The organism is Lactiplantibacillus brownii (assembly GCF_031085375.1).
Taxonomy (GTDB): domain Bacteria; phylum Bacillota; class Bacilli; order Lactobacillales; family Lactobacillaceae; genus Lactiplantibacillus; species Lactiplantibacillus brownii.
In genome coordinates this window covers 2,260,251-2,276,243 of record NZ_JAVCWF010000001.1, presented here as the reverse complement: position 1 = coordinate 2,276,243, position 15,993 = coordinate 2,260,251, and the positions used below count along the sequence as shown (strand labels likewise).

Below are 15,993 nucleotides of genomic sequence, written 5' to 3'. Positions count from 1 at the left end.
CTTGGGCAGATAAGCAGATCATTAAGGCTTATTTACTTAGGGCGGAGTTTTTTAATATGCGATGAAATAGAATTCAGTACCGTTTGGAATAAATACCTGATTGTCTTGAATAATAGGAAAGTAAGCCGCAAATAAGATGGTGTTTAGCCCATAATAAATTGGAACGTAAAAGTACGGTGAGATTACCGCAAGCAAAAAGGGTGTCAGAAGTCTGTACCAACTGTTTCGATGGGTGTACAATGGATACTGTGGTAAACTGTCAGCAATAGAAACTTCTTTTGAGAAAACTAGAAAGTAGCCATCTTAATAATATAATTGTGCCTGACATACTTTGGCATCTAAATATTGGTAGTCGGTCAATTCTTTATCAGCCAGAATTTTAACAATGTCACTTTCAGTTTTCTGATTGTCTGTTATTTAACTGATTTTCATGTACCACAACATTTTCTGCTTAATCAAATTAATGTCTGCCGCTCGCTCCGTAGTGTAGTAGGGAATTTGAATTATATTCTAAGGCTTTTTCGACCATATCAGAGAAATTTGGGAGGTTACTGCTTACTATGTATTTATACCCTGATTATTTTGTGCTACACGTTTCTGATTATTTGATGGTTGACAGGTTAATAACGCTAATTGTTGTTGAGATACTCATGTTTGTTGCTGCGGTAATTCCAGAAGGGTTCATGGCATTAAAAATAGAAGCGTACCAGAAAAAGGGAATTGAGCCGATTATGACGCCAAAGTCGAGTCGAGCTTGTATTGTGAAACTTTATTGCTTAGCGGTTCTTGGATCATTTGACATTCTGTTAATTCTTGCTCAAGTTTTTACATTACCAATTTCAATTTTTAGATGGCATTTTATTTTTAGTCTATTTGCGGTACTGGCTTTGGTGCTCAGCTACTTAGAATTTTCCGATTGGCTAAATGCCAAAAATGAGTTGTGCTTAAAAACACTGTCAAATGATCAGGAAAATATTCTTAAAAGGTATACTCATATAAAGGCTGTAACAGTCTTGAACAGAAATCTTACTAAGATTCCTATTTTTTTACTCTTATATGATTATTTGACGGATTTTCCTAAACTACAACATTTTATTTTTAACTAAAGGTTGAAAGACTCAAAAGCATCACAAATGTTGTAGTACCGGTAACCCATAAGCCTAAAGTAGACTCCGCTAAGCGTAAATAACTACTGACTTAGCTGGAGGTTGTTGCTGATAGCATCGGACGTGCAGGTAGCGTTTGACCGGCGTTCTTTTGCCGGCCTTACACCACGGACGGTCCGGGAGATTTGCGGCTTTGGCAAAGTTTCCGGGCGAGGTTCAAGACGTTTCTATGGCTTGAACCGGTCCCTCGTCCGCATGTTATCGGCAACAACCGGAAGCGGCAGTAGTCGACTAGTTTTCATTACCGGATTGTTGACGTAGTGGTGCAGACCGGCAATTTTTAACTTTCAACCTTTAGTTTTTGATTAAATCCGGGAATTAATTACTGGTTTAGTCTGCTGACCATGATTTTCTGTTCTTGCCGTTTGATCTGATAATGATTTTTTAGGGATTTGGCTGATTAACTAAATAAAAAGTTCCGGTTCTACATAAGGGTAATCTAAAAGGGGTTCCACACAAAGTCGGATGACTTTGTGTGGAACCCTTAAAATATTTAGAAGTAATCGATCAATGCTGGCTTTTCATGGGCTAAGACTGCATCTAAACGTTGTGCAGCGGCTAACTCACCCATAATTTGACCGTGTTGATGTTCACTTGCGAGTGAACGAGTACCAAACAACGCCTTGGTGAGTTGCTGAATAGAAAGTTGGAGATCTGAACGCTTGGTTAAATCAGTGCTGACTCGGTTTAAAGTGACTTTACCGGCAACCAGTTGTAATTCCCAAATGCCCTGATTTTGTGCCAAGGTTTCATCAGTAATCGCCAATCGAACTGGTGCTAAGTCAGTTCCGGTGAACGGATATTTTTTGATGAAGTCGTGTAATAAAACAATCCGTGCCATCATATAAGGGACCGTTTGCACGTTTAGCGGATAGGGGTCAGCTAATAAATCTAACCCATGTTCATCGCTGGGACCTTCATAACTAAAAGTTTCAAACGTGGTGCCGTGCTTAGTAACAAAGTTAGCGAGCCGTTCAAAGGCCACTGGCGTACTCGTTGCCCACTCTTGAATGGCAAAAGTTGTCGCTTGGCGCTCATAAATGAGATAACCTTCAATTTTCCCAGCGGCATTTCGATAAATGGCGATTGACCAGCTATGTTTCAGGCTGAGGTAGTGTAGCCACCAGTCAGGACGAATGACGCCACCACGCTGATTGATTGGTTGGGCGGCATAGAAGTCATTTACTAGTTTCAGACCTTCGTTGTCATAACGAGTCATCGTACCACTGAAATCAGTTAGTTGAATACGCGGCAAGTCTTTAGCGGCAATAGTTTGTCGGGTATGGTTAAAAACTTGTTCATAACCGAATTTACGATAATAGCCATAGGAAAATGGCGCCAAATACGAGAGTTCAATGTGATTAGCGGCCATTTCATTGAGGGCGGTGGTTAGTAATTTACCCGCACCACCGCGACCCGAATATTCGGGCGCACTCATGACGTCGCCAATACCATTCATGGCGTATTTGATGCCATGAAAGTTTACTTGTAGTGGCAAGCTGTACAAGCCGCTAACGAGCTTATCATGGTCATGTAGGCCATAAATCCAACCGTGTTGATAACGGTCCATGAAAAAGGTGCGTCGTTGTGGGGTATCTTGTCGATTAAAGGCGTATTGATATAACTGATAAAAGGCTTCGCGGTCCTCATCAGTCGTTAACCGTAAATTTTCTGTCATCAGTTAAGCCTCCTTAGTTAGCAGGTAAAAATTTGAAATCCATCCAAGGTACTAATAAACCCATAATTGGTATTTCTTCAGCGGGAATATGGCCAACCACATTGATGCGACCCGTATTCTTGAAATTGCGTAAGGCAATTTGCGTTTCGCCTTTGTATTGACCATACTTGTCGTTATCAATTAAGACGTCACCAACTTGCACATCATCAGTGTGTTTGGCTGGGAAGTCTTCATCTTTGTAAATGACCCGTGTCTGTGAAGAACGGATGACATAGTCGGAACAGTCGCCACGATAAGTTTGTGATTGGTTGAAGAGTGCCGCTTTTTCAGCGTCGGATAAGTCCGCAGGGGTTTCAACGTGTAACAATGGTAGTGGACTGAAGAAGACGTCACTGGCGGCTTTTAGTTCAGCTTCACTGGCATAAGCGTTTCCAATTAAGACATCGTCGATTAACCCAGTTAATTTCAAATGTTGAACTTGGGTCGCAATTGGCAAACCACGATGATCTTCCAATGTACAGAGCCCATCTTGCATTGGCCATGGCCCATAAGTCGCATCGTTTGAGGAAACGAAGGCAGCCGTGTTGATGCCATATTGACGATATTGCTTAGAAGTTTCCACAAAATAGTTGTAACCTAAGCCGGTATATTGTTGTGGGTAAAAGTTGTGTGAACCCAATAAGTTATCTTTTTCAGGATAGTAATCCATGATGGTGTCAACGTAATGCGTCCCTTTAGACATGTTGACTTCGATCTTGATGCCATACTCGTTATGAGTCATACGAGCTTCTTCTTGCCCAGTAAAGCCGAGGTCGAGCCGTACTCCCCAAGCACCCAAGTTGTGGAAGAATGATAAGTCATCGTAAGAAACCCCTAATTGTTTGAAGAGGTCCGGGTTGACGTCGACCATCACTTGCAAGCCTAATTTGTTTGCATAACTGATCACTTTTTTGAAGTTGGCGACCACTTCATCTTTGTTGCCTTTAATTTCTAGTAAAGAAGTGAACACCCGTTGATAACCGTATTTCGCTGCTAAATCTAAATAAGCAGCATCCTTTTCAAAGGTTGACCGTTCGGGATAAACGGATACGCCAAGTTTACTCATAAAATAATTCCTCCAGTTGTTCGTAATTGTATTCGCTTTCATTGTAGCATGATTAATTGGTCCATACCAGCAATTTGGTGAATTTGTTGGTACAAATTTGACTGCTGTTTTTATCCGCGAGATTATGCTACGATTTGGGTATTAACTATCTATAATGGAGGCAACAACATGACATTTGAAGCAGTTTTACCCGCATTGAAGAAGGGCCAAAAGGCAGTACGAACCGGTTGGGAAGGAACCGAATTGTACGTGGTTTTGCAACCAACGACGACTTATCAAGGGGACGTCTTGAATCCATACTTCTTGATCAAGACCGCAGATGAAGCGTTTAGCCTGTGGTCACCAACCGACTGCGATATTTTGGCTGAAGATTGGCAGCTTGTAGACTAATGCAATTTAGTGAGTTTAAGGGTCAAACGGTGCTAATTACCGGAGCCGCGTCTGGTATCGGCTTTGCCCAGACCCAAGCGTTCCTAGGACAAGGTGCCCGCGTGATCGCGATTGATCAACAACCACAGCCTGATAATTTAGTTACAACCACCGCGTTAAACTACCAAGTGGCGGATGTGAGTGACGAAGCTGCACTTACGGTTGCGATTAAAGCGGGGATTGCTGATCTTGGTCGACCCACGATCGTTTGTAATACGGCGGGTCAATTGGATGCGTATCGGCCAACTTTAGAGACGTCGTTGGCCCAATGGCAACTGATTTTAGCGACCGATTTGACGAGCCAATTTATTGTGACGAATACCGTGTTACCAGGAATGTTACAGGAACAGCATGGTGTCTTCGTAAACATGGCCTCCATTGCGGGTTTAGTTGCTGGTGGCGGTGGGGCGGCTTATACGGCCGCGAAACACGCCATTATCGGCTATACGAAGCAATTGGATCTAGATTATGCCGGTCAAGGCATTCGGGCCAACTGTATTGCGCCGGGGGCGATTGAAACGCCGATGAATGCCGCCGATTTTGAAGGTGATGCCAAGATGGCAACTTGGGTGGCCAGTGAGACACCCGCAAAACGTTGGGCTCAGGCGAGTGAAGTGGCTGATCTGACCTTATTTTTAGCGAGTCGACATGCGGACTATATTCATGGAACGGTCACGCCAATTGATGGCGGTTGGTTAGAAAAGTAGGTGATAGCGGTGTCTGATTGTATCTTTTGTCAGCCACGGCCGTATGTTTTAGAGAATGCACGCGCCGCGGCTTTTTTTGATAATCATCCAGTGAGTCTGGGGCATTTACTGATTATTCCGAAGCAACATTATGCCACTTACTTTGAGGTTCCCGCAGCGGATCGTGCCGCCATGGCAACGCTGCTTGATGAGGCCAAGGTCTATTTAGACGGGCAATATCAACCAGATGGTTATAATATTGGTATTAACGTTGGTCCGGCGGCTGGTCAGACGATTATGCATTGTCATATTCATTTGATTCCGCGTTACCGTGGGGATATTCTACACCCAGAAGGTGGCATTCGTAAGCTTTTACCTGGTGAAAAATAGGATTTGAGAGAGAAGGAACCAAATATGACAGAGGCGTTAGATAAGGCTGGGCGTAAAGGCGTTGTGCTTAGCAAGCAACACCTTTACAGCGGGCCGATTTTTAATTTGCTCAAAGAAACGATTAAAACCCCTGATGGCTTGGAGGTCGAACGTGATTTGATTGATCACGGGAATGCCGTGACGATTTTGGCGATCACCGCGGATGATCAAGTCGTCTTGGGTTCGGAATATCGGGTCGGCCGCAATTCGGAGACGATTGGTCTGCCAGCTGGACTGCTCAATGCTGGTGAAGATCCATTGACAGCGGCTAAACGGGAGTTACAAGAAGAGACCGGCTATCTGGCGCATGATAGCCAAATTATGACCACGATTAGTTCTTCAGAAGGATTCACCAATGAAGCAGTGAGTTTGATTTTGACGCACATTGATCCAAGCGAGCGTGGTGAACGTCATTTTGATCATGATGAGTATGTGAATACGCAATTAGTGCCGCTAACCAAGGTGGTCGCCTTGTTAAAAGCCGGTAAGATTCGTTCGGCCCAAGGAATTTGCGCGGTGACGTGGTATTTGAATTTTATTCGGAAGGACTAACGAAATGAATTTAAGTGAGAAGTTTGCGTACATGGCAACTGGACAACCCTACAATGATCTCGATTCAGAATTGGTAGCTACACGGCGCCAATCAACGATTCAGACAACGGCATTGAACACGGCAACCGAAGCACAACAAGCGTCGCTATTTCGACAACTCGTTGGCAGTGCTGGGGTAGCGCCGGTTGTTCAACCGAACTTCCGAGTTGAATTTGGTCGTAATATTCACGTTGGTGACTATTTTTATGCCAATTACGATTGTGTGATGCTTGATGGCGCACCCATTACGATTGGGAATCGCGTGTTATTTGGCCCCAAAGTAGGGTTGTATACGAGTAATCACCTTTTTGATACTCACGAACGTGAAGTCGGGGGTTGCATTGCTAAGCCGATTACCATTGGGGATCGTTGTTGGTTGGCCGCAAATGTGACGGTCTTACCTGGCGTCACGATTGGTGCGGGAACGATTATTGGTGCCGGAAGTGTGGTAACACATGACATTCCAGCCGAGGTGATTGCTGCCGGTAATCCTTGTCAAGTGTTGCGAGCTATTACCCCCGCCGACAAAACTGGTTTCGATGGCACTACCTTTAAACTGTAAAGTCATGGCTATGCTCACAATACAAAAAAGAGTCTGGGAAACCCCAGACTCTTTTTTGTATTCCTAATATTTATAGCCGAAACGTGGAATAAAAGGCTGCGACCTCCGCTTAGCTACGAAAGTCGAACGATTGAAAATGCCAATCATTCGACTTTCTAGGCTATGCTCGGTAGCAAACCGCCTTTTGTCCCACTCTTTTTTTGTTGTGAGCATGACTGTTGGAACAGCGGATTTAAGCTAAGCTAAAGTATTGTTCCAAAAAGACCGCGACGCCATCCGCATCATTATTTAAAGTATGATCTGTGGCGACGGCTTTGACTGCAGGAATGGCATTGTCCATTGCGACGCCAACTTCCGCGGCTTCAAGCATGCCGAGGTCATTTTCTTCGTCACCGAAGGCCATCAAGTTAGAATAATCTTCCCCGAAGTGGGCTAAGAGTTGTTTTAAGCCACTGGCCTTATCGGTATGCTGGGGTAAAAATTCTAACAAATTCCGACGTGAGGGCACTGCATGAAACTTTGCTTTGACAGACTCTGGCAGGTTAGCGCGATTGTTCACTGCTTTTGTGGTTGAACTGACAACTTTGCCAAACTGATCGTCAGCTGGCAACTCGTCGAAAGTGACGTCATGAAATGGCATCAACCCGTTAAGAAAAGTTTCATAAGTTGATTTTCCGAGATCAACGAGCGAAAAGACTTGGGTTAAGTCAATCACGTCCAGTGGAATTCGCAGTGTTTTGGCATAAGCGTAAAGTGGGGCGATGTCCGCTTTGCTTATACTTGTTCGTGCGAGAACTTCGCTAGTCGCATTTTGTTGAACCAAGCCACCATTAAAAGTGATTGAATAATCTGTTGGCGTCGTTAAACCCAATTGTTTAAGCAACGGTTGAATGGCTTTAATAGGCCGACCGGTACAGAGCACGACACGAATCCCAGCGGTATGAAGCTGCTTTAAAACGGCTTCGTTTCGGGGTGAAATCGTCTTTTCGGAAGTGAGTAAGGTATTATCTAAATCCAGCGCAATCGTCGTAATCATGACAGTGATCCCTTTCTAACGTTAATTTAAGTTCAAAATTTGTTCAATCGTTGCCCCCATCTGAGCCGTTTCAGTGACCTGATGATGACGGACGGGTGCTTGTCGTAATTGGTCGACCGTGGCGGGAATCGGTGTTTTGATCAACGTGTGTAATTGATCCACGGCTGCTAGGCCATCTATGGTCACGGGTTCGCCAGTAATCGCCGATAGCACGGCTTGTGGAAACTTGTAGGGACTGGCCGTCGAAACGACCACCATTGGTCGCTGGTCTTTGGTGGCAGCTTGATATTGCTTGGCAACTGCGGAAGCGACCGCCGTATGCGGATCGAGCGTGTAGTGATGGCGTGTGTACAAATGGTGAATCTCATGTTGATCCTGTCCCTCGGTAACGAAGCCCGCCCAGAAGTCCTTGATGGCGTGACGCATCGCGGGAGTGAGCGAATACTTGCCGGTGGTCTTCAAATCATGCATCAGTCCGGCCGTTTGTACTGGATCTTCGCCCGTCAAATAAAAGATCAGCCGTTCGAGATTACTTGAAACGAGAATATCCATTGACGGTGAACTCGTTAAGAAAAAGTTGCGGTTCTTGTTATAAACGCCGGTATTAAAGAAGTCTGTCAAGACATTATTCCGATTAGAGGCACAAATCAATTTGTGAATCGGGGTGCCTAACTGTTTGGCGTAGTAGCCAGCTAAAATATCACCGAAATTCCCAGTTGGCACGCTGAAGTTCACTTCGTCGCCGTTCTTAATTTGGCCTTGCTTGATCAATTGTGCGTAGGCATACACGTAGTAGGCAACTTGTGGAAAGAGGCGGCCAATATTAATTGAGTTGGCACTCGAAAATTTAAGTTGCTTGGTGGCTAACTTTTGATGAAGAGCTGGATCAGTCAATAATTCTTTGACCTTCGTTTGGGCTTCATCAAAGTTACCATTAATTGCGATGACATTAGTATTGTCGCCGACTTGCGTGATCATCTGTTGTTTTTGAATGGCGCTGACGCCATCTTTGGGATAAAAGACGATGATACGTGTCTGTGGGACGTCAGCGAAGCCCGCCATGGCTGCTTTACCGGTATCCCCGGAAGTGGCCGTCAAGATGACGATGTCACTGCTGAGCTGGTTCTTTTTAGCAGCAGTGGTCATGAGGTGTGGTAAAATCTGTAACGCCAAGTCTTTAAAGGCAATCGTGGGGCCGTGAAATAGTTCCAAATAGTATTGCTTACCATGTTTCGTCACTGGTGCGATAGCCGGATCATCGAATTGGTCCCCATAAGCCGCGTGGATACAAGCTTTTAACTCGGCTTCGGTATAGTCAGTGAAAAATAGCTTGAGCACCTCGTAAGCAACTTCTTGATAGGACATGGTTGCGAGTTGGTCGAAGTCAAACTGTGCGGTCGGTAACTTAACGGGGACAAATAGGCCGCCGTCAGGAGTTAAGCCTTGTAAGACCGCCTGTGAACTGGTCATGGTGCGACTTGCAGTTTCACGGGTACTGCGATAAAGTGTTTCCATGGATGAACGTCCTTTCAATTGAATTTGTCTAAATGATACACTAAATTAGACGGGAACGGGGACGTTTACTAGAAAATTACGTGGATATTTCATGAATTGAACGTTGATTGTTCAAATGAATGTAACCGGTTACGAGAAAAGAGGAAAATCAGGATGCAACTAGCAGGAATTTTACACCGACCCGAAAGTGAAGATACAGCGATTTTAGCGGATCATCAAGTCTTGATGCGCATTCGAACGGCGCTAACGGATATAGTACAAGTCGAATTGGCCTACGCAGATATGTATTTATGGCAGGAAGGTGCACCGATGCAGCACGTAGCGATGCAAAAAGGCTTAGCCACGCAAGCTAATCAATATTGGACGATACCGATCAACTTACCCACCAATCGGGCGATCTATGCGTTTAAACTGACGGATCGTGATGGTCAGACGATCGGTTATGGGGATGAGGGGTTCTTTACAGATACCGCGGCCAATTGGACCGTTGCAGGCCGCTACTTCCATCTGCCTTATTTACACGTGAGTGATGCGGAGCTACCACCGACCTGGGTCAAACACACCGTTTGGTATCAAATTTTTCCAGAACGCTTTGCCAACGGCGATCCGACGAATGATCCTAAAAAATGCGCAGCCTGGGGTCAACTACCGGTCAAACGGGATTCCTTTTATGGTGGGGATTTACGTGGCATCATTGACCATTTAGATGATATCGCTGATTTGGGCGTGAACGGGCTGTATCTCTGTCCAATTTTCACGTCGCCATCCAACCACAAATATGACACGATCGACCATTTCGAGATTGATCCGCATTTTGGTACGAAGCAGGATTTTCAGGAATTGGTTGATCAAGCGCATGCGCGTGGGATGAAAGTCATGCTGGACGCGGTCTTTAATCATTTTGGCGACCAGTCACCGCAATGGCAAGATGTTGTTAAAAATGGGCAACAGTCACGATTTGCAGACTGGTTCCATATTCATGGCTGGCCAGTGGGGCGTGATCCACAAACTGGCGCGCTTAATTATGAAACGTTTGCCACTGGAGCGGCCATGCCTAAAGTGAACACACAAAATCCCGCGGTACAGCAATATTTGATTGATGTGACGAAGTATTGGATTGAACAGTATAATATTGATGCTTGGCGTTTTGACGTGGCGGATGAAGTTGACCATGGTTTCTGGCGTAAACTTTGTGGCGCATTGCGGCAAGTTAAACCAGACGTCTATTTATTGGGCGAGGCTTGGCATAGTAGTCAGGCGTTAGTGGCTAACGGTCAATTTGACGCGGTCATGAATTACCCATTGACGCAGCCTATCTTAGCGTTATTCAATCATGGGTTGTCATTGGCTGATTATGTCGGTAAAACGAATTTACAGTTAATGCAATATCGCCAACCGAACCAGCAAGTGATGTTCAATGCTTTGGACACCCATGATACCGCTCGGCTGTTGACGGTCTTGAATGGTAATGTGGCACAAGCCAAAGCGGCCTTGACACTTTTGATGCTGTTGCCAGGAACGCCATGTTTGTACTATGGCACGGAAGTCGGCTTAGCTGGTGGCCCAGATCCCGACAATCGGCGTTGCATGCCTTGGCAACCTGAGAATCAAGATTTAACCATGCGTGACTTTGTGAAAAAGTTAGTGACTTGGCGCCAAAGTCAGGCGGACTTTTTAGCAGAAAGTCAACTGAGTTGGCAAATTGATGGCGACGTGCTGCGCTTGACGCGGCAGAGTGCTCAACAAACGGTTACAGCGACATTTAATTTAGGACGGCAAGCCACCGCGGTGACCACAAATAAAATTGTGTTAGCGACCGGTTTGACCGCTGAAAATGATTTAACGTTAAATGGGTTTGTGGTTAGTGTGAAATAACGCTCAGGAGAAATAAAATGAGTCTGGATTTTTTTCCAGACTCATTTTTAAATACGCCAGTATTGTAGATTCTCACTTAAACTTTAATATCATTTGCGTTTAGCCATGGATCGACGCGCTGTACTTTGGTTTTGGGGTTGGCTGCCTGGATTTTAGTATTGGCAGTCGCGGCATTGCGTGATAGCCAAATGAGGTCAAAGCCTTGATCCGTAGTGACCATATCCTGAACACCACGTTCGGACCATTCAGCGTCTGGATAGGCCGCATGCAAAGTGGCACGAACCCGTCGACTATAAAACGCTTACATTATCAGATAAAATATATCACTAATATTGTCTCGTTTTGTGGGTAAAAAGTCAGCGTTAGGTTGTAGGATAAGTCATGGGCCAGATTTCACAGTAATCGAATTTGGCCTGACCAGTTAATTGGTGCATGACCTCGCCATGAGTCACACAAGCGATGCAATCGTATTGTTTAGCATATTTATCAAAGACTGCTGTGACCCGTGCTCGGACCTCATCTGACGTTTCGTAAGGGTAGGGGAAGTTTGCGGGCCGTTGATGTGGGGTTCGCTGATACTGCGTGTAGGATTCTAAAACTTGCGCCTTATTTTCGATGAGCGTTCCAGTGCGATCCGGTTGCCATTCATGTAACCCTAATTCAACTTTGACAGGCACGTCAACTTGACGGGCGATTTCAAGGGTTGTTGCCATGGTACGGGTGAATGGCGAAGTCAAAATTAGTTGGACTTGTTGTAATTCAGGTTGTTGTGCGCAACGTTGCGCCATTTTGATGCCAGCAGGCGTGAGACCGCCTAAATCACGACCATATCCCACATAATGGTTGGCAGTGACATCGGTATAGTCAGGTTCACCGTGCCGAATTAAATAAATTTTCAAGTTAAGCCCACCTTTCAGTCGTTGTGGTACTGATTTGAACTACCGTGCCTTGGTTGCGGCCATGTTTAAAATAAACTGTTAATTGTCTGTTTCCGTGGACGAGCACGTTCGCTGTGAGACAAACCTGCTGTCAAAAATCACTGATAAATAAGAAGTTAACGAAAGTCGATTAATATTAGATTTTCTGATTTAGCACAGGGCGGGCTGGATGATGCTCAGTGGTGAAATTTTCCTTTGCTGGTGGTTTTCCAGCTTAGGAAAAGCCCGGCTTGTGAGACCGCCCTTTGGCTCACAAACGTGGCCACCACGTTCCAGCATCAGTCCAGACCAACCGGAGCGGCAAGTTAAACAGATACTCATGACTATGAACGCTGTGATACACCGTTCTCAATAGAAAAGTCGCCGAAATCTGATTAGATTTCTAGCGACTTAACGAAATTATTTGGTTGCGGCTGGTTTGATGCTGCGGCCTTGGAAGAATTCAATAACGATCAAGACAACGTAGCAGATTAGGACAATGCCCAATAAGTTAGTCGTGTTGACGTTACTGGATAACCAGTAATACTGCCAGTGTTGGTTGTTGAAAACCCACCAAACAAGTAGACCCGCTAAGGCTCCTAAAGTATTCATAATTGCGATAAAGAAAATATTGCCGTTTTGTTTGTGGCTAGCCCAGTATGCTGATAGAATGGCCATCCAAGCGCCCCAGACGATTAAGCCTACGACAACGACCCAATAAATAATTGCTGCGATCATTGGTACTCCTTCTTTCTACAAGTTAATAACTTTATTTTACCATGAATTCGATTACATTGGGAGAGCTCAGTGATAATTTTCACAATCAGTTCAATTAATAAGTTTGGTGGCATTACTTGTTATTTAGACGTGGTTTATTTACAATTAGAACATAACAACAATGAAACAGGGAAAGGGTTGGCCTATCAATGACTTCTGCATGGAACTGGATTGGGATCATTGCTTGGATTATTGTTTTGGCGGTATTCGTGTGGGTATTTCATCATATTCGTGTCCGTCGAATCAAAATGATCGTGGAACGCAAGCATACGTTTGAATGGAGTAATTTGATCATTAGCGGCGTTGAGTTAGTTGTCGCGTTCTGCTTAGTCATCGGCATGGGTTACGTGACCTTCAATCGGCAAATTAATTTATCAGATTCGAAAGCCGTTAAAGTGACTTATCAATATGAACCATTAGTTTTACGCGTTGGAACTGAAGGCTCATACTATGTTGCAGTTGACCGCAGTACCAGCAATAAACCTGTGCATGTCTATAATTACTGGGTTAAGGGTGCTAAGTATACGGTCTCCAGCAATAAGGCCACAGTCGTTAGTAGCTTAAAACAGGCGAAAATTATGGATACGGGGATTCCGTGGTCACAAAAAATGTTACAAAAGCAAGATAATCAGCACGAAAATGCGTACGTGGTTAAAATGACGGCGACGTATCAGCCATCCTTTATGAATGGTTTAGGGGTGCGGGTTGGTCATCAAGCCATGACACGTTGGTTGATTCGAGTGCCAGCACAATCATTTATTAATACGACCGATATTTCAGAACAATAATTAAGGTAACACTGCTGAGGGAAACCTCAGCTTTTTTTGACCCCAAAATTTATAAATTACTAAAAGTTGTTAAACATTTATATTTAGAATAGTTTTTTGTTTATATCAGTCGGATAAAGCGGTAAACTTAACCCATGACAAAATTTTGGTGGTGAACCTTTAAGCCTAGATCAAAATTTTAAAAAATGTGATGTCAGATGAAAGAAGCGGAACCGATGATAGTCGAACAAAATACCCCGTTAGTCGTTTGTGGCATCATTGGTGATGAAACCACTTTAGTTGTGAATAAATGCTTAACGGGTCCCTTTAAGAATCGTTACGATTTACCCACGGCGCCCGTGACGTTGCGGCAAACTTTAAGCGACAGTGTGACCGAAATTGCAGCCAACGAAACTGGCCTAACGACTGCTGTTGAAAGCCAATTAGGAACTGTGCAATGGTTATTTCCCGAATCGGCACGGATGTTAGTTAGTATATTTTACTTGCTAGAACCAGTTGGCGGTCGGCTGGTCACGAAAAGACCCGCATATACGGCGGCGTTATCTGCTGGTGCGGAGCGGGTGCCATTGGTTCAGCTGAATTGGGCCAATAGTTCACCATTAGTTTTACAAGCAAAACGTTATCTAGCCACCGGAACATTTCCAATTGCTGATCAAGTGATCGCGAGCTACCCAATTCCAGAAACGCCACAGTTTTTGCTAAATTAGCTGGCTTGACAATCATGAGTGGACGTTGTAAGTTAGAAATAATTTAAAAGATTACACGTTGATGAGAAGAGTAGCTAACTTTATTCCGACAGCGAGTCAATGTTTGGTGGAAATTGATGGATGTGGTTAGTGAAGATGAACTCGGAGTGGGTCAGTTGTTGACGCGGCTGGTTCGGATTGATCACCGATATCTTGATTAAGCGTGGATTTCACGTGAAAATGAGGCAGCAATAGCTGTGAAGATAGGTGGCACCTCGGAGTGAAAACTTCGTCCTTCGTAATGAGGACGGAGTTTTTTTGTGGTCAACGGGCGCGTGAAAGGGAGTTTTTAAAATGGATCAAGCAGCATTTATTGAAAAGTATGCGACTAACCGATTAAATACGAATTCGCTAAAGTGGGATGCTTTGGATCAGCGGTATGGTAACAAGGATTTAATTGCAATGTGGGTTGCGGACATGGAATTTAAAGTGCCCGAAGCGGTAACCACGGCACTGACAAACCGAGTGGCGCACGGGATTTATGGGTATTCTTATACGCCTGATAGTTATTATGAAGCGTTTATTAATTGGGAAGAGCAGCGACACGGTCTGACGTTAAAAAAAGATTGGATTCGTTTTGGCACCGGCGTGGTTAACTCACTGTACGCTCTAGTCAATACTTACACGCGACCAGGTGATGGTGTACTAATTTTGACTCCGGTTTACTATCCATTCTTTAACGCGGTCCAAGATAATCATCGTCAATTAGTCACCTCAGAGTTAATTAACGATCATGGCCATTATTCAATTGATTTTGACGACGTGGAGGCTAAAATTAAAGCCAATGAAGTTCGACTATTCATTCAATGTTCACCACATAATCCAGTGGGACATGTCTGGACTGAAGCAGAAGAAACAAAAATTTTAGCGTTGTGTGAACAATATCACGTTTTAGTCATTTCTGATGAAATCCATCAGGACCTAGAGATTGACCCAGAAAATCATCCATTTATTTCTGCTTTAACGGTCGCTAATGAGCGTTTTGCAGATAACGTGATCGTAGTGAATTCACCTTCAAAAACATTCAATGTGGCTTGTCTGTTAAACTCGCATGTCATTATTCCGAATGACCAGTTACGGCAACAATACGATGATTTTATCAAGACGATTAATCAAACTGAAACCAACGTGCTGGGGCAAACCGCCGGCGAAGCGGCTTATCGGCATGGTACTGAGTGGCTCGACCAGATTCTTGAGATTATTCGTGGCAATTACCACTATTTGAAGACTGAATTAGCGGCCCATGCGCCCAAGATTGTGGTCGCAGATCTCCAAGGCACTTATTTGACTTGGTTGGATATTCGGCCATACGTCAAGCCAGAATATACGCGTGAATTTATTCAAGATAAGTGTGGTTTAGCTGTAGACTTTGGTGAGTGGTTTAGTTCAAATGACAAGGGGTTTGTCCGTTTGAATCTAGCTACCGATCCTAAATATGTGCATCAAGCCGTTCAAAATATTATTAGTTGCTTAGCACAATTAACTAAGTAGCGTGTCGTGCTAGTTTCGTAATATATCTAGTCAGGTAGTTCGCTAATCTATTCTGAAGGCACTTTTTCCTTGGATTAGATTATATAAACTTTGATGACATTCCATAGAATTGTAAGCGAAGCATGGCACAAGTGGCACATATGTAATCACTAATCATTTCAAATCAAAGTGGCGTCTTTAAAAAATGAGGATGCCACTTTTT

The 15,993-nt window shown here is 44.2% G+C and carries 17 protein-coding genes; 10 read left to right on the top strand and 7 right to left on the bottom strand.

Features of this window, described 5'->3' with window-relative positions; all coding sequences use genetic code 11:
- The first annotated feature begins 560 nt into the window (after positions 1 to 560).
- The gene (locus RA086_RS10760) at positions 561 to 1,106 is read left to right on the top strand and encodes a hypothetical protein (RefSeq protein WP_308703790.1); all 546 of its coding nucleotides are present in this window, start codon (positions 561 to 563) and stop codon (positions 1,104 to 1,106) included.
- A gap of 553 nt (positions 1,107 to 1,659) precedes the next feature.
- On the opposite strand, the gene RA086_RS10755 is transcribed toward RA086_RS10760, so the two are convergent.
- A complete protein-coding gene (locus RA086_RS10755; protein WP_308703789.1) occupies positions 1,660 to 2,844 on the bottom strand; it encodes a GNAT family N-acetyltransferase in 1,185 nt (394 codons plus the stop codon).
- Positions 2,845 to 2,857: 13 nt separating this feature from the next.
- Positions 2,858 to 3,949, bottom strand: a complete 1,092-nt coding sequence (locus RA086_RS10750) for a DUF871 domain-containing protein (protein WP_308703788.1) — start codon at positions 3,947 to 3,949, stop codon at positions 2,858 to 2,860.
- A 168-nt stretch (positions 3,950 to 4,117) separates the two neighbouring features.
- Here RA086_RS10750 and RA086_RS10745 point away from each other — a divergent pair, with 168 nt between their 5' ends.
- Genes RA086_RS10745 through RA086_RS10725 form a run of 5 tightly spaced genes read left to right on the top strand, consistent with a single transcriptional unit; the run spans position 4,118 to position 6,646 of the window.
- A complete protein-coding gene (locus RA086_RS10745; protein WP_137617286.1) occupies positions 4,118 to 4,339 on the top strand; it encodes a DUF2829 domain-containing protein in 222 nt (73 codons plus the stop codon).
- On the top strand, positions 4,339 to 5,085 hold the full coding sequence (locus RA086_RS10740; protein WP_308703787.1) for a 3-oxoacyl-ACP reductase: 747 nt from the start codon (positions 4,339 to 4,341) through the stop codon (positions 5,083 to 5,085). The genes RA086_RS10745 and RA086_RS10740 overlap by 1 nt, the downstream gene beginning before the upstream one ends.
- A gap of 9 nt (positions 5,086 to 5,094) precedes the next feature.
- Positions 5,095 to 5,454: an HIT family protein gene (locus tag RA086_RS10735; protein ID WP_407659064.1), complete on the top strand. Its 360-nt coding sequence runs from the start codon at positions 5,095 to 5,097 to the stop codon at positions 5,452 to 5,454.
- A 24-nt stretch (positions 5,455 to 5,478) separates the two neighbouring features.
- Positions 5,479 to 6,045, top strand: coding sequence for an NUDIX hydrolase (locus RA086_RS10730; protein WP_308703786.1), 567 nt, complete (start codon positions 5,479 to 5,481; stop codon positions 6,043 to 6,045).
- Positions 6,046 to 6,049: 4 nt separating this feature from the next.
- Complete coding sequence (locus tag RA086_RS10725; RefSeq protein ID WP_308703785.1) at positions 6,050 to 6,646, top strand: sugar O-acetyltransferase; 597 nt, start codon at positions 6,050 to 6,052, stop codon at positions 6,644 to 6,646.
- Positions 6,647 to 6,878: 232 nt separating this feature from the next.
- Here the strand turns inward: RA086_RS10725 and RA086_RS10720 are convergent, their stop codons facing one another.
- Both RA086_RS10720 and thrC read right to left on the bottom strand, forming a co-directional pair.
- Positions 6,879 to 7,682, bottom strand: a complete 804-nt coding sequence (locus tag RA086_RS10720; RefSeq protein ID WP_308703784.1) for a Cof-type HAD-IIB family hydrolase — start codon at positions 7,680 to 7,682, stop codon at positions 6,879 to 6,881.
- A gap of 21 nt (positions 7,683 to 7,703) precedes the next feature.
- Positions 7,704 to 9,197, bottom strand: coding sequence for a threonine synthase (thrC, locus tag RA086_RS10715; RefSeq protein WP_308703783.1), 1,494 nt, complete (start codon positions 9,195 to 9,197; stop codon positions 7,704 to 7,706).
- A gap of 153 nt (positions 9,198 to 9,350) precedes the next feature.
- On the opposite strand from thrC, the gene RA086_RS10710 reads away from it, so the two are divergent.
- Positions 9,351 to 11,072, top strand: a complete 1,722-nt coding sequence (locus RA086_RS10710) for a glycoside hydrolase family 13 protein (RefSeq protein WP_308703782.1) — start codon at positions 9,351 to 9,353, stop codon at positions 11,070 to 11,072.
- A 76-nt stretch (positions 11,073 to 11,148) separates the two neighbouring features.
- Here RA086_RS10710 and RA086_RS10705 read toward each other — a convergent pair whose 3' ends face one another.
- The 3 genes from RA086_RS10705 to RA086_RS10695 all read right to left on the bottom strand — a co-directional run bounded on the left by RA086_RS10705 (position 11,149) and on the right by RA086_RS10695 (position 12,727).
- Positions 11,149 to 11,343, bottom strand: coding sequence for a hypothetical protein (locus RA086_RS10705; protein ID WP_308703781.1), 195 nt, complete (start codon positions 11,341 to 11,343; stop codon positions 11,149 to 11,151).
- 91 nt (positions 11,344 to 11,434) lie between these two features.
- Positions 11,435 to 11,971: a histidine phosphatase family protein gene (locus RA086_RS10700; protein ID WP_308703780.1), complete on the bottom strand. Its 537-nt coding sequence runs from the start codon at positions 11,969 to 11,971 to the stop codon at positions 11,435 to 11,437.
- Positions 11,972 to 12,409: 438 nt separating this feature from the next.
- Positions 12,410 to 12,727 (bottom strand): hypothetical protein, encoded by a 318-nt coding sequence (locus RA086_RS10695; protein ID WP_308703779.1) that lies wholly within the window; start codon positions 12,725 to 12,727, stop codon positions 12,410 to 12,412.
- Between the two features lie 188 nt (positions 12,728 to 12,915).
- On the opposite strand from RA086_RS10695, the gene RA086_RS10690 reads away from it, so the two are divergent.
- From RA086_RS10690 to RA086_RS10680, 3 genes are all read left to right on the top strand, one after another.
- The gene (locus RA086_RS10690; protein WP_308703778.1) at positions 12,916 to 13,554 is read left to right on the top strand and encodes an LVIS_2131 family protein; all 639 of its coding nucleotides are present in this window, start codon (positions 12,916 to 12,918) and stop codon (positions 13,552 to 13,554) included.
- Positions 13,555 to 13,769: 215 nt separating this feature from the next.
- Positions 13,770 to 14,261 (top strand): NUDIX hydrolase, encoded by a 492-nt coding sequence (locus tag RA086_RS10685; protein ID WP_308703777.1) that lies wholly within the window; start codon positions 13,770 to 13,772, stop codon positions 14,259 to 14,261.
- Between the two features lie 333 nt (positions 14,262 to 14,594).
- Complete coding sequence (locus tag RA086_RS10680) at positions 14,595 to 15,791, top strand: MalY/PatB family protein (protein WP_308703776.1); 1,197 nt, start codon at positions 14,595 to 14,597, stop codon at positions 15,789 to 15,791.
- Positions 15,792 to 15,993 lie beyond the last annotated feature (202 nt).

Coding starts and splice junctions, on each gene's coding strand:
- RA086_RS10760 (WP_308703790.1), top strand. CDS start 561: ATGTATTTATACCCTGATTATTTTGTGCTACACGTTTCTGATTATTTG.
- RA086_RS10755 (WP_308703789.1), bottom strand. CDS start 2,844: ATGACAGAAAATTTACGGTTAACGACTGATGAGGACCGCGAAGCCTTT.
- RA086_RS10750 (WP_308703788.1), bottom strand. CDS start 3,949: ATGAGTAAACTTGGCGTATCCGTTTATCCCGAACGGTCAACCTTTGAA.
- RA086_RS10745 (WP_137617286.1), top strand. CDS start 4,118: ATGACATTTGAAGCAGTTTTACCCGCATTGAAGAAGGGCCAAAAGGCA.
- RA086_RS10740 (WP_308703787.1), top strand. CDS start 4,339: ATGCAATTTAGTGAGTTTAAGGGTCAAACGGTGCTAATTACCGGAGCC.
- RA086_RS10730 (WP_308703786.1), top strand. CDS start 5,479: ATGACAGAGGCGTTAGATAAGGCTGGGCGTAAAGGCGTTGTGCTTAGC.
- RA086_RS10725 (WP_308703785.1), top strand. CDS start 6,050: ATGAATTTAAGTGAGAAGTTTGCGTACATGGCAACTGGACAACCCTAC.
- RA086_RS10720 (WP_308703784.1), bottom strand. CDS start 7,682: ATGATTACGACGATTGCGCTGGATTTAGATAATACCTTACTCACTTCC.
- thrC (WP_308703783.1), bottom strand. CDS start 9,197: ATGGAAACACTTTATCGCAGTACCCGTGAAACTGCAAGTCGCACCATG.
- RA086_RS10710 (WP_308703782.1), top strand. CDS start 9,351: ATGCAACTAGCAGGAATTTTACACCGACCCGAAAGTGAAGATACAGCG.
- RA086_RS10695 (WP_308703779.1), bottom strand. CDS start 12,727: ATGATCGCAGCAATTATTTATTGGGTCGTTGTCGTAGGCTTAATCGTC.
- RA086_RS10690 (WP_308703778.1), top strand. CDS start 12,916: ATGACTTCTGCATGGAACTGGATTGGGATCATTGCTTGGATTATTGTT.
- RA086_RS10685 (WP_308703777.1), top strand. CDS start 13,770: ATGATAGTCGAACAAAATACCCCGTTAGTCGTTTGTGGCATCATTGGT.
- RA086_RS10680 (WP_308703776.1), top strand. CDS start 14,595: ATGGATCAAGCAGCATTTATTGAAAAGTATGCGACTAACCGATTAAAT.